Annotated in this window: 23 protein-coding genes and 1 pseudogene; 11 read left to right on the top strand and 13 right to left on the bottom strand. The window is 63.9% G+C overall.

Annotation, left to right across the window (positions count from 1 at the left end):
* Positions 1-22 precede the first annotated feature (22 nt).
* Positions 23-304, top strand: coding sequence for a hypothetical protein (locus AC56QQ_RS04405; RefSeq protein WP_489858377.1), 282 nt, complete (start codon positions 23-25; stop codon positions 302-304).
* A 44-nt stretch (positions 305-348) separates the two neighbouring features.
* A pseudogene (locus AC56QQ_RS04400) lies at positions 349-449 on the top strand (IS5/IS1182 family transposase); the annotation flags it as partial.
* Positions 450-465: 16 nt separating this feature from the next.
* On the opposite strand, the gene AC56QQ_RS04395 reads toward AC56QQ_RS04400, so the two are convergent.
* From AC56QQ_RS04395 to AC56QQ_RS04385, 3 genes are all read right to left on the bottom strand, one after another.
* The gene (locus AC56QQ_RS04395) at positions 466-816 is read right to left on the bottom strand and encodes a hypothetical protein (protein ID WP_489858378.1); all 351 of its coding nucleotides are present in this window, start codon (positions 814-816) and stop codon (positions 466-468) included.
* Positions 817-985: 169 nt separating this feature from the next.
* A complete protein-coding gene (locus tag AC56QQ_RS04390) occupies positions 986-2,560 on the bottom strand; it encodes an alkaline phosphatase D family protein (RefSeq protein ID WP_497125707.1) in 1,575 nt (524 codons plus the stop codon).
* A gap of 130 nt (positions 2,561-2,690) precedes the next feature.
* Complete coding sequence (locus tag AC56QQ_RS04385; RefSeq protein WP_497125706.1) at positions 2,691-3,974, bottom strand: MFS transporter; 1,284 nt, start codon at positions 3,972-3,974, stop codon at positions 2,691-2,693.
* A 74-nt stretch (positions 3,975-4,048) separates the two neighbouring features.
* Between AC56QQ_RS04385 and AC56QQ_RS04380 the strand changes: the two genes are divergently transcribed.
* Positions 4,049-4,666 (top strand): TetR/AcrR family transcriptional regulator, encoded by a 618-nt coding sequence (locus AC56QQ_RS04380; protein WP_497125705.1) that lies wholly within the window; start codon positions 4,049-4,051, stop codon positions 4,664-4,666.
* A 44-nt stretch (positions 4,667-4,710) separates the two neighbouring features.
* A complete protein-coding gene (locus tag AC56QQ_RS04375) occupies positions 4,711-5,304 on the top strand; it encodes a hypothetical protein (RefSeq protein WP_497125704.1) in 594 nt (197 codons plus the stop codon).
* Positions 5,305-5,502: 198 nt separating this feature from the next.
* Here the strand turns inward: AC56QQ_RS04375 and ppa are convergent, their stop codons facing one another.
* The 6 genes from ppa to AC56QQ_RS04345 form a co-directional block, all read right to left on the bottom strand.
* Positions 5,503-6,036, bottom strand: a complete 534-nt coding sequence (ppa, locus tag AC56QQ_RS04370; RefSeq protein ID WP_195177685.1) for an inorganic diphosphatase — start codon at positions 6,034-6,036, stop codon at positions 5,503-5,505.
* A 111-nt stretch (positions 6,037-6,147) separates the two neighbouring features.
* Complete coding sequence (locus tag AC56QQ_RS04365) at positions 6,148-6,654, bottom strand: GNAT family N-acetyltransferase (protein ID WP_489858383.1); 507 nt, start codon at positions 6,652-6,654, stop codon at positions 6,148-6,150.
* A 118-nt stretch (positions 6,655-6,772) separates the two neighbouring features.
* A complete protein-coding gene (locus AC56QQ_RS04360; protein WP_497125703.1) occupies positions 6,773-7,411 on the bottom strand; it encodes a TPM domain-containing protein in 639 nt (212 codons plus the stop codon).
* Positions 7,412-7,420: 9 nt separating this feature from the next.
* Positions 7,421-8,311, bottom strand: coding sequence for a TPM domain-containing protein (locus AC56QQ_RS04355; RefSeq protein WP_497125702.1), 891 nt, complete (start codon positions 8,309-8,311; stop codon positions 7,421-7,423).
* A 4-nt stretch (positions 8,312-8,315) separates the two neighbouring features.
* Positions 8,316-9,146, bottom strand: coding sequence for a TPM domain-containing protein (locus AC56QQ_RS04350; RefSeq protein ID WP_497128879.1), 831 nt, complete (start codon positions 9,144-9,146; stop codon positions 8,316-8,318).
* 18 nt (positions 9,147-9,164) lie between these two features.
* Complete coding sequence (locus AC56QQ_RS04345; protein WP_489858386.1) at positions 9,165-9,803, bottom strand: LemA family protein; 639 nt, start codon at positions 9,801-9,803, stop codon at positions 9,165-9,167.
* Between the two features lie 165 nt (positions 9,804-9,968).
* On the opposite strand from AC56QQ_RS04345, the gene AC56QQ_RS04340 reads away from it, so the two are divergent.
* From AC56QQ_RS04340 to AC56QQ_RS04315, 6 genes are all read left to right on the top strand, one after another.
* Positions 9,969-10,220: a hypothetical protein gene (locus AC56QQ_RS04340; RefSeq protein WP_269904783.1), complete on the top strand. Its 252-nt coding sequence runs from the start codon at positions 9,969-9,971 to the stop codon at positions 10,218-10,220.
* Between the two features lie 13 nt (positions 10,221-10,233).
* The gene (pdxY, locus tag AC56QQ_RS04335) at positions 10,234-11,118 is read left to right on the top strand and encodes a pyridoxal kinase PdxY (RefSeq protein WP_497125701.1); all 885 of its coding nucleotides are present in this window, start codon (positions 10,234-10,236) and stop codon (positions 11,116-11,118) included.
* Positions 11,115-11,888, top strand: a complete 774-nt coding sequence (locus AC56QQ_RS04330) for a DUF429 domain-containing protein (RefSeq protein ID WP_497125699.1) — start codon at positions 11,115-11,117, stop codon at positions 11,886-11,888. Before pdxY ends, AC56QQ_RS04330 begins: the two co-directional genes overlap by 4 nt.
* A 146-nt stretch (positions 11,889-12,034) precedes the next feature.
* Entirely contained in the window at positions 12,035-12,679 is a 645-nt protein-coding gene (locus AC56QQ_RS04325) for a carbonic anhydrase (RefSeq protein ID WP_489858389.1), read from the top strand.
* Positions 12,680-12,684: 5 nt separating this feature from the next.
* On the top strand, positions 12,685-13,104 hold the full coding sequence (locus tag AC56QQ_RS04320; RefSeq protein WP_489858390.1) for a nuclear transport factor 2 family protein: 420 nt from the start codon (positions 12,685-12,687) through the stop codon (positions 13,102-13,104).
* Positions 13,105-13,195: 91 nt separating this feature from the next.
* Positions 13,196-15,250 (top strand): M3 family metallopeptidase, encoded by a 2,055-nt coding sequence (locus AC56QQ_RS04315; RefSeq protein WP_497125697.1) that lies wholly within the window; start codon positions 13,196-13,198, stop codon positions 15,248-15,250.
* Positions 15,251-15,303: 53 nt separating this feature from the next.
* Here AC56QQ_RS04315 and AC56QQ_RS04310 read toward each other — a convergent pair whose 3' ends face one another.
* The 4 genes from AC56QQ_RS04310 to AC56QQ_RS04295 form a co-directional block, all read right to left on the bottom strand.
* Positions 15,304-16,782 carry a M81 family metallopeptidase gene (locus tag AC56QQ_RS04310; RefSeq protein WP_497125696.1) on the bottom strand — a complete coding sequence of 493 codons (1,479 nt, stop codon included), beginning with the start codon at positions 16,780-16,782 and terminating at the stop codon, positions 15,304-15,306.
* A gap of 165 nt (positions 16,783-16,947) precedes the next feature.
* Positions 16,948-17,772 (bottom strand): carbohydrate ABC transporter permease, encoded by an 825-nt coding sequence (locus AC56QQ_RS04305; RefSeq protein WP_497125694.1) that lies wholly within the window; start codon positions 17,770-17,772, stop codon positions 16,948-16,950.
* The gene (locus AC56QQ_RS04300) at positions 17,769-18,638 is read right to left on the bottom strand and encodes a carbohydrate ABC transporter permease (RefSeq protein WP_489858393.1); all 870 of its coding nucleotides are present in this window, start codon (positions 18,636-18,638) and stop codon (positions 17,769-17,771) included. The genes AC56QQ_RS04305 and AC56QQ_RS04300 overlap by 4 nt, the downstream gene beginning before the upstream one ends.
* Before the next feature lie 92 nt (positions 18,639-18,730).
* On the bottom strand, positions 18,731-19,963 hold the full coding sequence (locus tag AC56QQ_RS04295) for an ABC transporter substrate-binding protein (RefSeq protein ID WP_497125693.1): 1,233 nt from the start codon (positions 19,961-19,963) through the stop codon (positions 18,731-18,733).
* Between the two features lie 181 nt (positions 19,964-20,144).
* Here AC56QQ_RS04295 and AC56QQ_RS04290 point away from each other — a divergent pair, with 181 nt between their 5' ends.
* Positions 20,145-20,915 carry an SDR family NAD(P)-dependent oxidoreductase gene (locus AC56QQ_RS04290; protein WP_489858395.1) on the top strand — a complete coding sequence of 257 codons (771 nt, stop codon included), beginning with the start codon at positions 20,145-20,147 and terminating at the stop codon, positions 20,913-20,915.
* Position 20,916: the final 1 nt, after the last annotated feature.

Below are 20,916 nucleotides of genomic sequence, written 5' to 3'. Positions count from 1 at the left end.
GGTCCCGGGCAGTTCGAACATCATGACCGATAAACTCAACCGATTTTGGCCGCTGATCGCATCGGTGGCCTTTGCCCTCCTGCTGGCGGCCAACGCCGCACAGTCGGCAGCGACGCAGAAGGAAGCACGCCCTGCCTTGTCGGCGGACGCGCTGTCGGCCGAACAGGTCTTCGCCGACGCGCCCGACGGCGTCGACCCGATGGTGACCGGCCCGGTCAGCGCCGCCTTCAAGCAGAGGCAGGACGCCGCCAATTGCGACAGCGCCGTCTGGCCGAACATCCCGATGGTCTGCTATCCGGACTAGGGTCTGGACCCATAAAAATGCTGGCATGAGCAGCGGGTTGTGACGTGCTGAAATCAGACGGCCGCTGGTCGATGCGCCGCCTGTGTACGGACCAAGAAAGTCACTCTACAACCGCTTCGTCCGCTGGACGGAGAAAAGCCCGTGGCTGTTCGGATTCCAGGTCAGACGGTCCAGGTCCAGTCGATGGGGTAGTTGAAAATCGGAGTGAACGTCACACCGACCGCCTCCATATCCCTACGGCCGTCGACGACCATCTCCTTCAGTCGGTCCAACTGTGCCGCGTGCTCGTCGGTGTCCCAGACACTAACTTGCACGATCGAGCCCTTCGGCGAGACGCCCGCATAAAAGCGAAGGAGCCCCGGCAGTCGTCTGAGGGCCGGGATTATGTACTCCGAGGTCTTCTTGCTCGCAGCGTCGACCTCGGCGAACCGTTTCGGGTCGTAGCTGGCGCGCGAGACGCGGACGACGGCGGTTGTCGGCAGTGGCTCGGCGATGGTGATTCTTTCTGGCATAGGGATCCTATCTCCTAGCAATTACATTACGATGTACCATCCGTGTATAACAACCGAAACGCCGTGACCTTCCTGGCTGAGGTCTGCATCGCAGCCGCTGTCCCCTACTGGTTATAAGTCCGGACTCTAGGACACCGCGCCCGGGACGCGCTTCTGACTGGCCGCGCGCTTACGCCGACCGCACCGGGTCGAGCGTGACCTTGTAGAGTTCGTTGTCGTCGCGATCCATCAGCCGCACCGTCATCTGTTCGCTGGCGCCGTTGATATCGACCAGCCCGAAGAACTGCAGGCCAGCCGATGGCGGCAGGTTCTGGCCCTGCTCGGCGGTCGGCGCCTTGATGAACCTCAGTTCCGGACCGAAGGTCATGTCGAAATCGTTGGGGCCGAACGTGCCGGCATGGATCGGTCCGGAGACGAATTCCCAGAACGGATTGAAATCCTGGAACTGCGCCTTGTCGGGATTGTAGTAGTGCGCCGCAGTGTAGTGCACGTCGGCGGTCAGCCAGACGGTGTTGCTGATGCCGGCGTTCTTGATGTAGCGCAGCAGGTCCGCGATCTCGAGCTCGCGACCCTTTGGCGCACCATTGTCGCCATTGCTGACCGCCTCGGCGCCCACCTTCTTGGCCCCGTCATCCCAGACCACGAGGCCCAGCGGCATGTCGGCGGCAATGATTTTCCAGGTCGCCTTCGAGTTTGCCAGCTCCCGCTTCAGCCACTTCGTCTGCTGTTCGCCAAGCATGCGCGATTGCGGCGTCATCTCATCCTGCATGTCGGGACCGTTGGGCCCGCGATAGGAACGCATGTCGAGGAAGAACACGTCGAGCAGCGGTCCATAGGCTATTTTGCGATAGACGCGGCCGGGCTCGGACGGTTCGTAGCGGATCGTCGTCATCTCATGGAAGGCGCGCGCCGCACGTGCCGCCAGCACATGGATGGATTTCTCCGTGTAGCGGTTGTCGGCGCTCAGATCCTTCGAATCCGACCAGTTGTTCAGCACCTCGTGGTCGTCCCACTGGTAGAAGGTCGGACAGATGGCGCTCAAGCCCAGCACGTTCCTGTCCATCATGTTGTATTTCCACTGGTCGCGATATTCGTCCAGCGTCTCGGCGACCTTGCGCTTGCCGTCGATGAGCACGGCGTTCTTCCACTTGCCACCGCCTGGCAGGTCGACCTCGTCCTTCATCGCGCCGTCGGCATAGATGGTGTCGCCCGAATGCAGGAAGAAATCGGGCGTGTGCTTGCCAATGGTGGCGTAGGTCTTCATGCCGGTCTCGTCGATGCCCCAGCCCTGGCCGGCGGTGTCGCCCGACCAGGCGAACCTGATGTCGCGCCTAGAGGCGGGCGCGGTCCGGAAACGGCCGGTGATCGGCTCTGAGACAGCGTTGATGTCGGCGAGATCGGCCGCCGTCATGCGATAGAAGATGTCCTGGTCGGAGGCGAGATCGGTGAGCAGCCGCTTCACCGTATAGTCGCTGGCCGGCGAGGTATCGAGCGGCGCCAGGCGGGTCGCATTGGCGAAATTCTCCGTCGACGACACCTCGAACATGACGCGCGACGGGCGGTCCGTGCGCGTCCACACCATGCCGCTGGTCGCGTCGACATCGCCCGACTGGACGCCGTGCGTGAAGGCCGGGCGTTGGCTGGCGCGCGAATAGTAGGGCAGTGCGAGGCCCGAGGCGCCTAGCAGACCGGCCGCGCTCGCGGAAGTGACGAAAGCGCGGCGGGTCATCGAGAGCTTGTTCATGGCTGTCTCCTGGATGGCATTGAACGGTGCCATCAAGGTCCAGCGTCAATGTTTCAGCGGCATCTCGAAACCATGAAGTTTTTCTGACAATGCACTGGTCTGACAATGCACTGGCAGGGCGAGCCGCCGGCTATACAGCCTGCGGTTCCGGATCAAACGCCGGTCGGCTGGTGTTGATCAGCAGCGAGATACAGGCGGCGGCGATCGCGGTCATGCCGGCGATCAGGAACGCCAGCTCATAATTGCCCTGCAGTTCGCGCATGGTGCCGCCGAAGGCCGCGGCTGTGGCCGCCCCGACCTGATGGCCGGCAACGATCCAGCCGAACACGATCGGCCCGCTGCGATCGCCGAACGCCTCGTTGGCGAGCCTCAGCGTCGGCGGCACGGTGGCGATCCAGTCGAGCCCGTAGAGGACCGCGAAGATGATCAGGCTGGTTGCCGAGAAGCCGGAATAGGGCAGATAGATCAGCGACAGGCCGCGGATGCCGTAGTAGACGCCGAGCAGCTTGCGCGGGTCGAAACGGTCGGTCAGCCAGCCCGACAGCGTCGTGCCGATCAGGTCGAAGATGCCCATCATCGACAGCAGGCCGGCCGCCTGCACCTCGCCGATGCCCATGTCGCCGCAGAACGCGATCAGATGCGTGCCGACCAGTCCGTTGGTGGTGAAGCCGCAGACGAAGAAGGTGGCGAACAGGTACCAGAACACTCGCGTGCCGGCAGCGCGGCGCAGCGTATTGAGCGTGTGAGCAAGGAAATTGCCTTGCGAGGCGGGCGATGTCGGCGGCACGTCATCGGCTTCGGCGCCAAACCGCACCATGCCTATCGAGGCCGGCCGCTCCGGCACCAGCAGCCAGACCAGCGGCAGAAGACAGGCGGTGGCGACCGCGACGGCGATGGCGACCGGCTTCCAGCCGCCCGACTGAGCGAGCGAGGCGAGCAGCGGCAGGAACACCAGAAGGCCGGTGGCGCTGGAGGCCGACATCAGCCCCATGACAAGGCCTCGATTGGTCTTGAACCAACGGTTGACGATGGTGGCGCCGAGCACGGTGGCGACCGCGCCGGAACCGATGCCGGAAAACACCCCCCAGGTGATGAACAGATGCCACGGCTTGGTCATCAGCAGGCTGAGCGCGGTCGATCCCGACATCACCGCCAACGAGGCGAGCAGCGTGCGGCGCAACCCGATCCGCTCCATCAGGGCAGCGGCGAACGGCCCGGTCAGACCGTAGAGGAAGATGCCGATGGCAGCGGCCACCGAAACCACATCACGTCCCCAGCCGAAGCTGTTTTCCAGCGGCAGCATCATCACGGCAGGCGCCGAACGAAGGCCGGCCGCGATCAGCAGGCAGAGGAAGATGACGCCAACCACGACGAAAGCGTAGCGCTGGCCAAATGGACGGGATTGAACTATCATGTTACTGACCGGTACGTTGCAAGGTGGCAATACGTATACGTACCGATCGGTAACACTGTCAATCGAGTCACGGGATGTCAACGGACAAAAATATTGAACCGACCATCAAGACCGGTCATGCATCGGCTCCGCCGAAGGCCGCCAAGAAGATCCTCGACGTGGCGCGCGACCTGTTCTACCGCCAGGGCATCAGGGCGATCGGCGTCGACGAAATCGTCAGGCGCGCCGGCGTCACCAAGCCCAGCCTCTATCGCAGCTTTCCCTCCAAGGATGAGCTGGCGGCCTCCTACCTCCGGCAGTACGACCTTGAGTTCTGGGATCGCTTCGACGAGGCTGTGGACGCCCATCCCGGCGATCCGCGCGCGCAGATCAAGGCATTCCTGACCCGCGTCGGCAAGCGCACGCAGATGCCGCAATATCGCGGCTGTGGCATGACCAACGCGGCGGTCGAATATCCCGAACACGGCCATCCGGCGCGCGTGGTCAGTGAGGCCAACAAACAGGAATTGCGTCGGCGCCTGCGCGCCATGGCAGCGGCGATGGGTGCCCGCGATGCCGACACGCTCGGCGACGGGCTGCTGCTCCTCATCGAGGGCGCCTATATCAGCGGCCAGCTGTTCGGCGCCGGCGGACCGGCGCAGTCGGTGGCGACGAACGCCGATCTCTTGATCGAAGCCAGCTTGAAGAAATAGCGATTGGCGATACGCTGGGGCGACCTCCAATGGAGATCTCCGCGATGCGCAGCCTGTTGATTCCGCTTGTCCTCGCCAGCGTCTGCCAGACGGCGCAAGCCGGCGACATTTCAAGCGCCTACACCGACCTCGACTGGAAGAAGGACTGCGTGACCTATGCGCAAGCCGAGGAAGGCGACGGCGACTGGGCCGATCTCGCCTGTTCGGGCTATCGCGGCTATCCCGTGCTGGTCGCCTATGACGACGCTCGCGAATCGCTGTTCTACGGTTTTCCGCCCGGCGGCGACATGACATCCGCCTGGGAGAGTTTTTCCGGCTTCAATTCGTCCGGAGCCAAGGTCGAGTGGCGCATCGAAACCACGGGCGACAAGGCCGTGCCGTTCGCGGTCATCCACCGCCGCACGATCAGCAACGCCGAGGACGAGAACAAGTCGACCGACGTGCTGCTCGTCGCCAAGGTCGGCCAGATGGATGCGCGTCAGAGCTGCACCGTCGGCCTGGTGCTGGCCACCGGCAATCCCGCTGCCAATGACCAGGCGCGCAAGCTTGCCGACGAGAAGGCGCGCGCATTCGCCTGCGGCAAGGACAAGCATACCGTCATCGGCAACGTGCCGCCCTTCGGTCGCGTTGATAACTAGGCACGCTGAATTGGCCGCAGCGCCCGTCACTTCGTCATCCTGGGGCGAAGCAAGGAGCGAAGCGACGCGGCGCAGACCCCAGGATCCATGCCGCGACATTACAACACAGCAGCGGTGCAGAAATTCTGTTCCGCCGCGCGCTTCGGCTGGCGTTACGGCATGGATCCCCGGGTCAAGCCCGAGGATGACGAAGCCGAACTACTTGCTCGCTTTCGCCCGCGCGATCGCGTCGACGATCATCTTCTTGGCATATTTGGAATCGTGCCAGCCCTCGATCTTGACCCATTTGCCGGGTTCGAGGTCCTTGTAGTGCTCGAAGAAGTGCTGCACCTGCTGGCGCGTGATGTCGGGCAGTTGCGTGTACTCGGTGACGTTCTCGTAGCGCAGCGTCAGCTTGGGCGACGGCACGGCGATGACCTTCTCGTCCTGGCCGGCATTGTCTTCCATCACCAGCACGCCGATCGGCCTGACATTGATGACGCAGCCCGGCACCAGCGCGCGCGTGTTGCAGACCAGCACGTCGATCGGATCGCCATCGCCCGACAGCGTGTGTGGCACGAAGCCGTAATTGCCGGGATAACGCATCGATGTGTGCAGGAAGCGGTCGACGAACAGTGTGCCGGCCTCCTTGTCCATCTCGTACTTGATCGGCTCGCCGCCGATCGGCACTTCGATGATGACGTTGATGTCCTCCGGCGGATTCTTTCCGATGGCTATGGCTTCAATGCGCATGGCTTTGTCCCTCTTTCGATGGGAGACCGATAGCGGGCGGCGCGGCATGGCGCAATGCGGCGAATGGTGCTGGGCATGGTCGGAAGGCGCACTGGCAGAGATGCCGGGCCGTCACTCCCAGACGAAGGCGACCTTCTTCAGCGCCTTCTGCTCGAAGATCTCGACGCCTTCGGCAACGTCCCGGCCGCCGGCCCCGGCATAGAAGGCGAGCGCGTTCTGGTTGTCTTCCAGCGCCCACACCACCATGCCCTTCAGCCCGTGATCGGCCAGACGCGCCCGTGCCGCCGCGAACAGGCGGCTGCCGAGCCCGATGCCCTGATATTCCGGGCGCATGTACAATTCGTAGATTTCGCCTTGTTGCCGCAGTTCCCGGGCCCGGTTCTTGCCGATCGTCGCATAGCCGGCGATCTTGCCGCCGATCTCGACCACCAGAACGGTGGCGGCGCGGCGGATTGCGTTCGCCCACCAGTCGGCGCCGCGGCGGTTGATCATCGATGTCAGGGTGCGGTGCGGAATGATGCCTGAATAGGCACCGCGCCAAGCTTCAAGATGCACTTCGGCGATGGCGCCAGCATCGCGCGGCTCGGCCTTCCTTATGTCGATCGTCAGCGTATTCATGATTTGTTAACCATAAACCCGCATCGCCCGATTGCAAGAGTCCGGGCGACCCCCCGACCGCTTTCTCACAGGCGATCATCGCGTCAGCAACGCGCCTTCGAAACCTTCCTGCAGGGGCTCAAATCTCGACCAGATGGTCTTCCAATTCGTTGGTGTCGCCTGACGTGACCGGGAAATGCTCGGCCAGCACCGCCCCCACCAATTCGATTGCCTTGACGAAGCCGTCGGCGAGGCGGTCGTCGCCGGCATGCGCGGTCAGGTCGCGTATGACGCCATCCCAGACATGCTGGCCGACCTTGGCATCGATGCCGCTGTCGGCGACCACCTCGGCGTAGTGCTCGGCAATCGAGACGAACACCAGCACACCGGTGCGCGCCGTGGTGCGGTGGACGTTGCGGGCGAGGAACTGCTTGATCGCGTCGGCGTGCGCCGCCCGGTAGCGCAGCCGCCTTGGCACCAGATGGATGCGCAGGCCGGGCAGCGCCCACAGCAACACCAGCACGCAGGCCAACGCCAACAGCTGGGCGAGGATGAAATGCGGCAACCGGATCGACAGCCACCAGGCCTCCAGCCCATAGGCGACGGCGAGACTGACGATCAGCATGCCTGCTGTCGCCATGAAAGCGGCCGGGAAGAAATAGCCGTCGCTGGCACGAGCCACGACGCAGTAGATCTCGCCGTCGGTTTTTGCTTCGGCGGCGCGGATCGCCGTGGCGATACGCTCGTGATCCTCTGATGTGATCGGTCGTGTTGCCATGATTTTATCTCACCAGCTTCCTGAAGAACCGCCACCGCCGGACGAGCCGCCGCCACCGGAAAACCCGCCGCCGCTGCTTGAACCCGACGACCAGCCACCGCCGGAACTCCCCGATGACCAGCCGCTGCCTGACGACCCCGAGGACCAGCCGCCGCCCGAGGACGACCCGCTCGATCCATGGCCGTAACGAAAGGTCATGCCCAGCCATTTGTACACGCCCGGCGACAGCTTTGTGCCGAACATCGGCGGCAGGAACGCCATCGCCAGGCCGCCGAAGAACATCGTCGCCCACAGGATCACGAACACCGCGACGATGGGATCGATGGGGGTGCTGTTATCGGCGGGATTGCGGTGACCGCGCGCTTCCAGTTCTTCCGGATTGCCTTCCAGCACCATGACCATGTCGTCGACGGCCTTGCTGATGCCGCCGGAGAAATCGCCGGCGCGGAACGCCGGCACCATGTCGTTTTCGATGATCAGCTTGGTGTGCAGGTCGGTCAGCGTCCCCTCGAGGCCGTAGCCGACCTCGATGCGCATCTTGTGGTCGTTCTTCGCCACCAGCAGCAGAACGCCGTTGTTTTCGCCTGCCTGGCCGAGCTTCCAGAAGCGAAACAGCCGGTTGGCGTAGGGCTCGATCTCCTCGCCGTCGAGGCTGGGAATCGTGGCGACGACGATCTGGTCCGAGCCTTTTTTCTCGAAATCGGCGAGCTTCTGCGTCAATGCCGCCTTGGTGGCATCGTCGATGATGCCCGCATTGTCGACGATACGTCCGGTCAGGGCAGGCAGGTCGGCGGCGAAAGCCGTGAACCCGCAGAGCAGCACCGCCAAGGCCATCAAGACAGCGCGGATCACCGGGGCGAAGCGACTGGGTCTCGACAGGCTGATGCTGCGCGTCGTCATGTCGTCACCAACTGCCCGAGGAGCCGCCGCCGCCGGACGAGCCGCCGCCACCGGAAAAGCCGCCACCGCCGCCTCCCGATGACCACCCGCCACCGCCGGACGACCAGCCGCCGCCACGAGAGGACCGCCGGCGGCTGGGCTCGAAGGTCATGCCGAGCCAGCGATAGCGGCCTGGCCCGAGTTTCTGCCCGAAGATCGGCGGCAGGATCGAAGCCGCGATGCTGCCGAAGAAGATGATCGCCCAGATGCTGATGAAGATGGCGAAGAACAGGTCGTCGGAATTGAACGGCGCCTGCTGGTTGCGCTCGCCGCGCGCCACCAGTTCCTCCGGTTTGCCTTCCAGCACCATGATCATGTCGTCGACGGCCTTGGTTATGCCACCGGAGAAATCGCCGGCGCGGAACGCCGGCACCATGTCGTTTTCGATGATCAGCTTGGTGTGCAGGTCGGTCAGCGTGCCTTCCAGCCCATAGCCGACCTCGATGCGCATCTTGCGATCGTTCTTGGCGACCAGCAGAAGCGCGCCATTGTTCTCCTTCGCCTGGCCGAGCTTCCAGAAGCGGAACAGCCGGTTGGCGTAGGGCTCGATCTCCTCGCCGTCGAGGCTGGGAATCGTGGCGACGACGATCTGATCCGAGCCTTTTTTCTCGAAATCGGCCAGCTTCTGCGTCAGTGCCGCTTCGGTCGCTGCATCGATGATGCCGGCATTGTCGACGACACGCCCCGTCAGCGCCGGCAGCTCGGCGGCGAAGGCCGAGAACGGAAGCACAAGGATGAGGAGCACGACAGCGAAAAGACGAATGCCGCGTCGCCCCCCATCGGCCTGCGAGATCACCACGTTAGGCCCCGGCTATCAGCCGCCCTGCTTGGTGCCGAAATCGACCTTCGGCGTCTGCAGCTTGTCGTCGTCGATGGTGAAATTGGCGAAGGGCTGGTTGCTGCGGAACCAGAAGGTCGCCCACAGCACCGAGGGGAAGGTCTTGAGCGTCAGATTGTAGTCCTTCACCGCCTGGATGTAGTCGCGCCGCGCCACCGCGATGCGGTTCTCCGTGCCCTCGAGCTGTGCCTGCAGCGCCAGGAAATTCTGGTTGGCCTTGAGATCGGGATAGTTCTCGACCACGGCCAGCAGCCGCGACAGCGCGCTGGTCAGGCCGGACTGGCTGTCCTGGAACTTCTTGAACGCCTCGGGGTCCTTGAGCGTTTCCGGCGTGACCGTTATCTGCGTTGCCTTGGCGCGCGCTTCGACCACCGCGTCGAGCGTATCCTTTTCATGCGAGGCATAGCCCTTGACCGTCTCGACCAGGTTGGGGATGAGATCGGCGCGGCGCTGATACTGGTTCAGCACCTCGCTCCATGCCGCCTTGGCGTTTTCCTCCGCCGTAGGGATGGTGTTGTAGCCACAGCCGGCAAGCAACGGCAGCACGATGGCCATCATCAGGAAAGCGGGAAGCGTGCGGAACATCGATGGTGAGGCAAGGCGCTGGGCGAACATGATGGGGTCCTTCGGTAGAAGTTGCATGCGAAGCATTACCACAATCGGCGCGCAAGAAAACGGCCTCGACCGGCAACCACTTGCCCGGCACGTAAGGTGTCGTTGCAAGGGCCCTGTGATTGGCGATGCGAACGCGATAAGGTCCGGCCGAAACGGGACATCATCATGGCGGGACGCCAGGACAGCGACAGGGAATCGCGCCGTATCCTCGAGCGCATCGCGCGCGAGACCGATCCGGCCGGCACCTCGTTTGTGGCGCGGACCACGAAAGGCGTGCGCGATCACGTCAGCGCGGCCGATGCCGACCGCACGGACCCGATCGAAGTCTGGGGCACGCGCATTGGCAGGATACTCGGCCTGCTTCTGGCGCTGGGCCTGATGATCTGGCTCGTGCTTTTCGTCACCCGGGGCAGTTAGGAATCAAAAAACAATGAGTGCCGAAAAACCCGACGCGCCGCGTGCGGTCATCGTCATTTCCAGCCATGTCGCACGCGGCTCGGTCGGCAATCGCGCCGCGGTGTTCGCGCTGGAGACGCTGGGCTTTCCGGTCTGGGCGGTGCCGACGATCATCCTGCCCTGGCATCCCGGCCATGGACGAGCGACGCGCATCGTGCCGCCGCTCGACCAGTTCAAGGCGCTGATGGCCGATCTCGAGCGCGCGCCATGGCTGGGCGAGGTCGGCGCCGTACTGTCCGGATACCTCGGCGAGGCCGGCCAGGCCGATGCCGTCGCCTCACTGGTCGCCGCGGTGAAGGCAAGGACGCCTGACGCCGTCTATATCTGCGATCCTGTGATGGGCGATTCGGGCGGTCTCTATGTGCCGGAGCCGACCGCCATCGCCATGCGCGACCGGCTGATGCCGATCGCCGATATCGCCACCCCCAACCGCTACGAACTGGAATGGATGGCCGGCGCTCAATTGCCCGACCTGAAATCGGTGATCGCGGCCGCCCTTCATGCCGGACCGTCGACGATGCTGGTCACCTCGGCGCCGGCGATGATGACCGGCGGCACCGGCAACCTCCTGCTCGACAGCCGTCAGGCGCTCCTGGCCGAGCACCGCCTGATCGACAAGCCGCCGAACGGCCTGGGTGACCTTACGGCAGCCGTCTATCTGGCGCGCATCCTGTCTGGCCAGCCGGCGATCAAGGCGCTGCAGTCGACGACGGCGGCGGTCTACGAGATCCTGGCGCGCACGGCCAAGCGCGGTGGCGACGAATTGCAGCTCGAAACCGATGCGCAGAGCCTGTCGCACCCCATGGCCATGGTCCAGCTTCGCCACCTCACGCATCCGGGGCGGGACCGCCGGGCGTGAGCCCCGCCCCGACCGCAGTGCTTGTCGGCGTCGATGGCTGCAAGGCCGGCTGGATCGCCGTGCGGCGCGTGGACGGCTCAGCGCCTTCGGTCGAGGTCTTCGACAGCTTCGCCGTGCTGCTTGCGGCAAATCCCGATGATGCGGTCGTCGCCGTCGACATGCCGATCGGCCTGCCCGAATTTTCGAAAAGAGGCGGGCGCGGACCGGAAACGCTGGTGCGGCCGCTGCTCGGGGCACGCCAATCCAGCGTCTTCTCGATCCCGTCCCGTGCCGCGCTCTACGCCGACAAGGGTGACTTCACCACGATCGAAGCCTGGTACGCCGCGCATCGCCGGGCGAGCGATGTGGCCAGGACCACATCCGATCCGCCGCGCGGCGTTTCGATCCAGGCCTTTGGCATCTTTGCCAAGATCCGCGAGATCGACGCCTTGCTGATCGCGCGAGCCGATTTGCGCCGCCGCGTCTTCGAATCGCATCCGGAGGTCGCCTTCTGCCGGCTGAACGGCGACAAGGCCATGCCGCTGCCGAAGAAGGTCAAGGGCAGCATCAATCCGGCCGGCATAGCGGAACGCAAGGCGTTGCTCTGCCGGCATGGCTATGAGGCGGACTTTCTCGACCAGGCGCCACCGAAAGGCGCGGCGGCCGATGATTTCCTCGATGCGGCGGCAATGATGCTGATTGCCGGTCGCATTGCCAGCGGTGAGGCAAGGCCGTTTCCAGACCCGCCGCTCACCGACCGCTTTGGCATTCCGGTCGCCATCTGGGCGTAGCGCCATCGGCGCGAACCGCGCCTGGTGCATGGCATTTGCACCGAGCCCCTGCAATTCTGCATTGCTCGCGACAGGCTTTTGCCGCTAGAGGCTTCTCTCGACCGCAACGAGCTGCCGCCTCCAACCCGGAAAGGCCTTAGCTGCCCATGCCTCATCTCCCCGAACACCTTCTCGCCGGCTATCGCAATTTCATGAATGGCCGCTATCTCACCGAGAGCGGACGCTATCGCGAGCTCGCCCGCGAAGGCCAGGCACCGGAGACGATGATCGTCGCCTGCTGCGATTCGCGCGCCGCGCCAGAAGCGATCTTCGACGCCGGGCCGGGCGAACTCTTCGTGCTGCGCAATGTCGGCAATCTGGTGCCGCCCTACGCGCCGGATGGCGAGTTCCATTCGACCTCCGCCGCACTCGAATTCGCCGTGCAAAGCCTCAAGGTCAAGAACATCGTCGTGATGGGCCATGGCCGCTGCGGCGGCATCCGCGCCGCGCTCGACACCACGGCCGCACCGCTGTCGCCCGGCGACTTCATCGGCAAGTGGATGAGCCTGATCGCGCCGGCCGCCGAAACCGTCTCCTCCAGCACCTTCATGACGGCAACCGAGCGCCAGACCGCGCTGGAGCGCATCTCGATCCGCTACTCCATCGCCAATCTCAGGACCTTTCCCTGCGTCTCGATCCTCGAAGGCAAGGGCCGGCTGTCGCTGCACGGTGCATGGTTCGACATTTCGAGCGGCGAGCTCTGGGTGATGAACAAGGAAACCGGCGACTTCGAACGGCCGGAGCTGGGGTGACGCCGATGATGCGCCGGAACTGCCATCGGGCCGCTTTCGTTGCCGCAGCGCTGCTGTCCTCGCTGGTTTGCGCCCGCGCCGACGATGGCGCGATCATCGACCGCTGGTATTCGGCGTTGCTGGTGGCCGACCGCACCGAATTGACGGACCTGCTCGCCGATGATGTCCGTATGAAACTCGACGATGTCGGCGTCGTGCAAAACAAACAGGAATTCATCGACTCGATCGACGAATGGCAGGGCGCCGTCGCCGGTGCCGCGATCCGGCACAGGATCGAAAAGAGCGAAGCCGGCGTCACCACCGTGATTGCCTGCTACGATTTCCCAAACAATGACATGCTGATGCACGAGACCTTCGCCATTGCCGACGACCGCATCACGGCGAGCACGCAAAAGGCGCTCGCCGAAAGCTGCGCGGCTTACTGACCAACCCGTCGCGCTGTTGCGCGTGACAAACCAGCACCCTACATCGGTGGTGCCCCCGCCCTTTCCTCGCCCGCCAATCGAAAGACAGCCAATGCCTGCCACGAAAACCGTCGACCTCGCCACCCATCCGCTGACCACGTGGCAAGGGCCTCTCGGTCTGCCCGATTTCGCCCATATCGGCGACGACGACTTTTCCCCGGTCTTCGACGCGGCGTTGAAGGCGCATGAGGCCGAGATCGATGCGATCGCCGGCAACAAGGATACGCCAACCATCGAAAACACGCTGCAGGCGCTGGAACTCGGCGGCGACGCCCTCGACCGTGTCTCGTCGATCTTCTGGTGCCGCGCCGGTGCCCATACCAACGATGCGATCCAGGCCCTGGAGCGCGACATCTCGCCAAAAATGTCCAGGCATTTCTCGGCGATCTCGATGAACGAGAAACTGTTCGCCCGCATCGACGACCTCTACCAGCGCCGTGAGAGCCTGAAGCTCGACGCCGAGACGCTGCGCGTGCTGGAGAAGACCTGGAAAGGCTTTGTCCGCTCGGGCGCGAAGCTTGATGCCGAGGGCAAGAAGCGACTGGCCACAATCAACGAGGAACTGTCCTCGCTCGGCACCAGTTTCGGCCAGAATGTGCTCGCCGACGAGCGCGACTGGGCGCTGTTTCTCGACGGGGCGGACCTTGCCGGCCTGCCCGACTTCCTCAAGAGCTCGATGGCCGAAGCCGCCGAAATGCGTGGCCAGAAGGGCCGCTATGCCATCACCCTGTCGCGCTCGATCTACGAGCCGTTCTCGACCTTCTCGGAACGGCGCGATCTGCGCGAGATCGCCTTCCGCGCCTTCACCATGCGCGGCCAGAACGGCGGCGCCACCGACAACACGTCGGTGGTGCGCGACATGCTGAAGCTGCGCGCCGAGAAAGCCAAGCTTCTCGGCTACGGCTCCTTCGCCGCGCTCAAGCTCGACGACACCATGGCCAAGACGCCGAAGGCTGTGCACGCGCTGCTGGATCCGGTCTGGAAAAAGGCGCTGGAGAAAGCAGCAGCCGACCAGACTGAGCTGCAACGGCTGGCGACGGAGGCCGGCAGCAACGAAAAATTCGCCGCCTGGGACTGGCGCTTCTATCAGGAAAGGCTGCGCGCCGAAAAGTTCGCCTTCGACGAGGCCGAACTGAAGCCCTATCTGCAACTCGACCGTATCATCGACGCCTGCTTCGACGTGGCGACACGGCTGTTCGGCATCACCTTCGAGGAGAAGCAGGGCATCGCCGCCTGGCACCCGGACGCCCGCGTCTTCATCGTCAGGAATGCCGACGGCAGCGAGCGCGGCCTGTTCCTCGCCGACTATTTCGCCCGGCCGTCAAAGCGCTCCGGCGCCTGGATGAGCGCGCTGCAATCCGGCTATCGTCTCGGCCATGGTTCGAAGCCGGTCATCTACAACGTCATGAACTTCGCCAAGCCGCCGGCGGGCGAGCCGGCGCTGCTGTCGGTCGACGAGGCGAAGACGCTGTTCCACGAATTCGGCCACGCGCTGCACGGCATGCTGACCGACGTCACCTGGCCGTCGGTCTCCGGCACCTCGGTCAGCCGCGACTTCGTCGAACTGCCCTCGCAGCTCTACGAGCACTGGCTGACGGTGCCGGCGGTGCTGGAAAAGCACGCGCTGCATGTGGAGACCGGCAAGCCGATGCCCAAGGCGTTGCTCGACAAGATGCTGGCGGCGCGCACCTTCGGCGCCGGCTTCGCCACGGTCGAGTTCACCGCCTCGGCGCTGATCGACATGGCCTATCACGCGCGGCCGGACGCGCCTGAAGCGCCACTTCGTTTCGAAGCCGAAACGCTTGAAAACCTTCACATGCCGAACACCATCGCCATGCGTCACCGCACCCCGCATTTCGGCCATGTCTTCTCAGGCGACGGCTATTCGGCCGGCTATTACTCCTACATGTGGTCGGAAGTGCTCGACGCCGATGCCTTCGCCGCCTTCGAGGAGACCGGCGATCCCTTCAACCCGGCGCTGGCCGAGCGGCTGAGGAAGAACATCTACGCCGCCGGCGGCTCGAAGGACCCCGAAGAACTCTACACCGCGTTTCGCGGCAAGATGCCTTCGCCAGAGGCAATGATGGTCAAGCGCGGGCTGGTGTGATTAGCGATCTCCCCCTCGTGGGGGAGATCGATAGCTTTTGACCTCGGCGCCTCTTATTTCACCGCCCACGGATCAGCCACCCGCGGCCAGACCGGTCGCGTCAGCTTTGTGTAGTTAGTCGCCGCCGGATTGCTTGGGTATGAACTGGGCGCCGAGACATAGATGATCTCGGCGGCGATCGGCACGAAGCCGGCGTAGAAATGATTGGTCGACTTGATCAAAAGGACATCCTTGGCCAGCGGATCGACGCCGAGATTGACGAAGATATCCGGTTCGAAGGTCTGCGTGCGGTTGGTGTTGAGGATGATGTCGACCTCGGTGCCTTCGATGCGAACCAGCGCCGTCGGCCCCAATGTCACCCGGCTTGGCCCGAAACTCTGCCAGCCCTCCGCAACCGTCTTCAGCACCTTGACCCGCGCGTCGATCGGCTCGCCGGCCTGCGGCCCGGCCTTGCCGCCGAAACGCAGGTCGATGACCGCGCCTTCGCCTGCCGCCGGGCAGAAGGTCACCGCGATCGGATCCCATATCGTCGCGACGCCGACATTGTTCAGGCCACGCGCCAGCATCTGACGCAGCACGACGGTGCCGTCGCCGGGGACGCCTCCGCCCGGATTGTCCCAGATGTCGGCGATGACCACTGGCTTGCCCGGATTTTCAGCACGCACGGCCAGCGCCCGGTCGATGCCGGCGGCGGCGCTCAGCATGGTCATCGCCGTCTTTTCACGAAGATCGTAGAGCTCACGCCCCAGCCGTTCCGCCAGCGCATCGCCCATGGCCTTGTCATTGTCGGTAACGACGAGGATGCGCGTGCCCATCTCGGCAACGTCGGCCGCCATGAAGCCGTGGATGACGGAGACCGACAGCACGCCGTCCTTGCCGTGCAGCGCCTTGATGCGGTCGACGAAGGAGCGCATCGGCTCGCGGCTGGTCGGCAACACCTGGATCATGCGGCAGTCGAAGGTCGAGATGACAGGCTTGATCTCGCCGCGCGCCGCCGCGAGGCCAAGCTCGACGACATGTTCGCCACGCTCGTAGAAGTCGGTGTGCGGGAATTCGAGGAAGTAGGCCATGATGTCCGATGCCGCCACCCGCTTCGGCGTCAGATGGCTGTGCGGATCAAACTCCGAGGCAATCACCACCCGCGGACCCACCATCTCGCGGACGCGCTCGAGCAGATCGCCTTCGCAGTCGTCATAGCCTTGCGCCACCATCGCGCCATGCAGGCCGAGGATGATCGCATCGACCGGCAGCGCGGCCTTGAGCTGGCCGAGGATCTCGTCGCGCAGCGCCTCATAGGTCTGCCGCTGCACCAGGCCGCCCGGCTCCGCCCAGGTGGCGGTGCCTTCGATAACGGTGAGGCCTTCGGCGGCCGCGCGCCGGCGCAGGACGACGATCGGCGAGGAGCACAGCGTCGGCGTTTCCGGGTGCTTGCCGGGACCTGCATAGAAGGCCATCTCGAACGAGGCCCGATCGGTCGGCACCGGCGAGAAGGTGTTGGTTTCCGTCGCCAGCGAGGCGGTGAAGATGCGCATTTTCAGGAATTCCGCTTCGCTCTGGTCAGTTCGTGGTTGTTGCGGCTGGGCATGTAGACGAGATCGTCGGCCGTGGCGACAGCGGCGCGTGCGATGACCCGGACACATATGACCCGGACACATAATTGTGTGACATCAAGAACTCCGTTCCGCATGAATGCGCGGCTACTTGACCGCCCCGAGCGCCAGCCCGCGAACGAGGTAGCGTTGCAGCCAGATGAACAGGATGGCCACCGGTAAGGTCGCCAGCAGCGTCGCGGCCATGACGTGGTGCCATTCGATGGTGTAGCGGCCGGCGACCAGTGAAAACACCTGGATCGGCAAGGTGTAGCTTTCCTGGCTGCGCAACATGGTCAGCGCCACGACGAATTCGTTCCAGGCATTGATGAAGGTGAAGATCGCTGTCACCGCGATCGCCGGCAGGCAGAGCGGCAGGAACACCTTGCGCAAGGTCAGCCAGCGGCCGGCACCCTCCATCCACGCCGCTTCCTCGAGATCGCGCGGAATGGTGTCGAAATAGCTCTGCAGCATCCACACCGTGAAGGCGACGTTGAAGGCCATGTAGATGAAGCCAAGCGCGGTGGTGCTCTCGACCAGTCCCCACGCCGCCATCAGCCGGAACAGGCCGAGCACCAGCACGATCGGCGAGATCATCTGCGAGATCAGCAGGAACTGGCGCAAGGCGCCGTAGCCGGCAAAGCGAAAGCGCGACATCGCATAGGCCGCCGGAACCGAGATCAGGATGGCGCCGACGGTGGCGATGACGGACACATAGAGCGAATTGACCAGCGCCTGGCCGAAGCCGGTCGCCACCCACATGTCGGAGAAGTTCGACCAGCGGAATTCGCTCGGCCACCAGGTTGGCGACAGCACCTCCTGTCTTGGCTTGACCGCGGTCAGGAACATCACGGCAAAGGGAAAGATCGTCACCACGATCAGCGGCGCCAGCAGCAGCCAGGCGATGACGGAACGCTTGAGCTTGCTCGTCATGCGCGTTGCTCCCGCATTGCCAGCCGCACATAGATCATGGTGAAGACCAGCAATATGGCAAACATCACCAGCGACACCGCCGATGCCTCGCCGAGTTTGCCGATGCGGAAGGCCAGCTTGTAGAGGTGGGTGACCAGGATGTCGGTCGAGTTGGCCGGCCCGCCTTGTGTCATCACCCAGATGATCGGGAAGGAGTTGAAGACGTAGATGGTGTTGAGCACGATGGCGATGTTGATGAACGGTTTCAGCAGCGGAAAGGTGATCTCGCGGAACTGCTGCAGCGGCGTCGCCCCTTCGAGCGCCGCCGCCTCGTAGAGATCGTCCGGGATCGACGACAGGCCGCCGAGGAAGATCGTCGTGGTGAACGGCACCGTCACCAGGATGCCGATCAGCACCTGCATGGGAAAGGCCGTCTCCGCGCTGGCCAGCCACTGGATGTTGTGGTCGATGAGGCCGAGGCCGATCAGCGCCGAATTCAGCATGCCGCTTTCGCCGCTCAGCGCCCAGCGCCAAACCACCGCGGTCATGGTCAGCGACACCGCCCAGGGCAGCATGATGATGACGCGGGCGATGCCCCTGCCGTAGAAATCGGTATTGAGGATCATCGCCACCGGGATCGACAGCAGCAGCGCGCCGCCGACGACCAGAACGGTCCACTGGCCGGTGCGCCAGAGCGCGGCGATGAAATCGGGATCGGCGGTGAGCGCCGAGAAATTGGCGAAGTCGTTGAGTTCGCGAAGCTGGCCGAAGCGGTTCACGTCATGCGTCGAGATCTGGATCAGGTCCCAGACCGGCCAGAAGATGACGACTGCCGCCAGGAGCAGGCTGGGCAAGGTCAGGAGATAGGGCAAGAAACGATTTTGCATCGGCTGACCTGGTGTGGCGAATTTGGAATTCGCTTCAGGGAGACGTGGCGCGCCCGGTCGTCGTGGCGCGCCACGGGCGCGGGAGAGACGCCCTATTTCTTCAGCACGGCGTTGGCCTTGGCCGCGGCGTCTTTCAAGCCTGCCTCGGGGTCGCCGCCGAGATAGATCTTCTGCATGGCGTCGGAGGTGATCTGCGCGACCTCCTCCCAGCCCGGGATGATCGGCGCGAAGCGGGCGTCGGGCAGCAGGGCGGTGAACGCCGCCAGATCGGCATTGTTCACATAGTAGTCCATCTTGGCCTCTTCCTTGTTGACCGGCAGGAAGCCTTCGCCTTGGGTGAACTTGGCGCGCTGCTCCGTGGTGAACAGGAAATCGAGCAGCTTCCAGGCCTCGTCCTTGTTCTTGGAATTCTTGAACATGATGATGGAATCGGTGACGCCATAGGTGCCGCGCGCGCCGGTCGGTCCGGCCGGAATGGCCGCCACCCCGTATTTCAGGTTCGGCGCCTCGTCCTTGATCTGGTTGGACAGGAAGGGCGCGGTGATCATCATGCCGACCTTGCCCTGCTTGAACAGGTTCTGCACATCCTCGCGGTTGTTGGAGGTGACGCCCGGCTCGGTCAGGCCTTCATCGATCATCGACTTGTAGAGCTTGGCGGCTTCAAGCGCGCCCGGCGTGCCGAGGCCGGAGGTGCCGTCCTTGTTGAGGATTTCGGTGCCGTAGGACCACATCGCATAGTAGTAATAGACGTCGGTCTCGATCTCCTTGCCCTGCAGGCCGAAGCCGAAGGTGCCGGACCCGAGCGCCTTGATCTTGCGCGCGTCTTCCTGCAGCTCGGTCCAGTTGGCCGGCGGATTGGCGATGCCGGCTTTCTCGAACAGCTCCTTGTTGTAATACATGGCGCGCGCCGAGGCCGCGATCGGCAGGCCGTAGGTCTTGCCCTCCATGATCGAGGGCGACAGGAACGTGTCGATGAAGCGGCCCTTGAAGTCGGGCGTGATGTAGCTGTCGAGCGGCTCGGCAACGCCCTGCTGGACAAAGTCGATCAGCCAGCGTGTGCCGATGATCGACAGGTCGGCATTGGTGCCGGCGGTGATGTCGGTGGTCAGTTTCTGCAGCAGCACGTCCCACGGCACCACTTCGAACTTGACGGTGATGCCAGGGTTCGCCGCCTCGAAATCCTTCTTGACGCTGTCGAAATAAGGGCCAGTCTTGGCGCTGTATTCGGCGACGGTGACGCGCACCTCGCCCGCATTGGCCTGCGCCGCGAATGCCAGCATGCTCATTCCGGCCATCAGGCCGACAGTCCATTTTGCAAGGCTCATTTGATGTCTCCCATTTTGATTTCGCGCCTGTGCGCCTCTTCGCTACCGGAGCAGAAGATTTATGTGACTTTCCTACATTATCGATGATTTCAAGGCTTGCAAGCGGATTATTCTGTTGCTTAATTACATTTACAGGACTAGGCCTTACGTGATCCGTCACAATCCCGGAGGATGACGCTTAGTGGTTTCGAAAGCCGAGTTCGAAGGCAAGACTGTCGTGGTGACCGGCGCGGGCGGCGGCCTCGGCACGGCCATCGTGGCTTTGATGGCGCAAAGGGGCGCCAGGGTCGTCGGCTGCGACCAGTCGAGCGAAGCGTTGAAGAGCCCGCACCTTGCCTCCCGCCACGTCTTCGATCTTCTCGCCCGGGATTCGATAGCGGCGGCGATCGGCGCCATTCTCGAGAGGGACGGCGTGCCTGACATTCTCATCAACAACGCCGGCTGGACTCGCGCCGAGACGATCTCCGCGCTCACCCCCGACAAGATAGAGCAGGAACTCGATCTCAATCTGACCGGCGTGATGACTTTCGCCGACCCGCTGGTCAAGGCAATGGCCGGGCGCGGCTCAGGCAGTGTCGTTTTCATCTCGTCGGTCAATGCCATCGCGCATTTCGGCAACCCTGCCTACGCCGCAGCCAAGGCCGGCATCAATGCCTATGCGAAGGCGATCGCCGTCGAGCTTGGCCGCAGCGGCCTGCGCGCCAATGTCGTGTGTCCGGGTTCCATCCGCACCGCCGCCTGGGACCATCGCCTTGCCAAGGATCCCGAAATCCTCGGCAAGCTGCAGCGGCTCTATCCGCTCGGCCGCATCGTCAACGCTTCGGAAGTGGCGGAAGCCGTCGCCTTTCTCGCATCCGATCGCGCATCGGGCGTAACAGGCGTGGTGATGCCCGTGGATGCTGGACTGACGGCCGGCTGCCTGCCATTCATCGACGACATTCTGGGAGCGTGAT

Source organism: Mesorhizobium sp. RCAM 05099 (genome assembly GCF_059683685.1).
The sequence above is the reverse complement of the archived record's forward strand: the minus strand, read 5'-3'. Positions and strand labels throughout refer to the sequence as shown.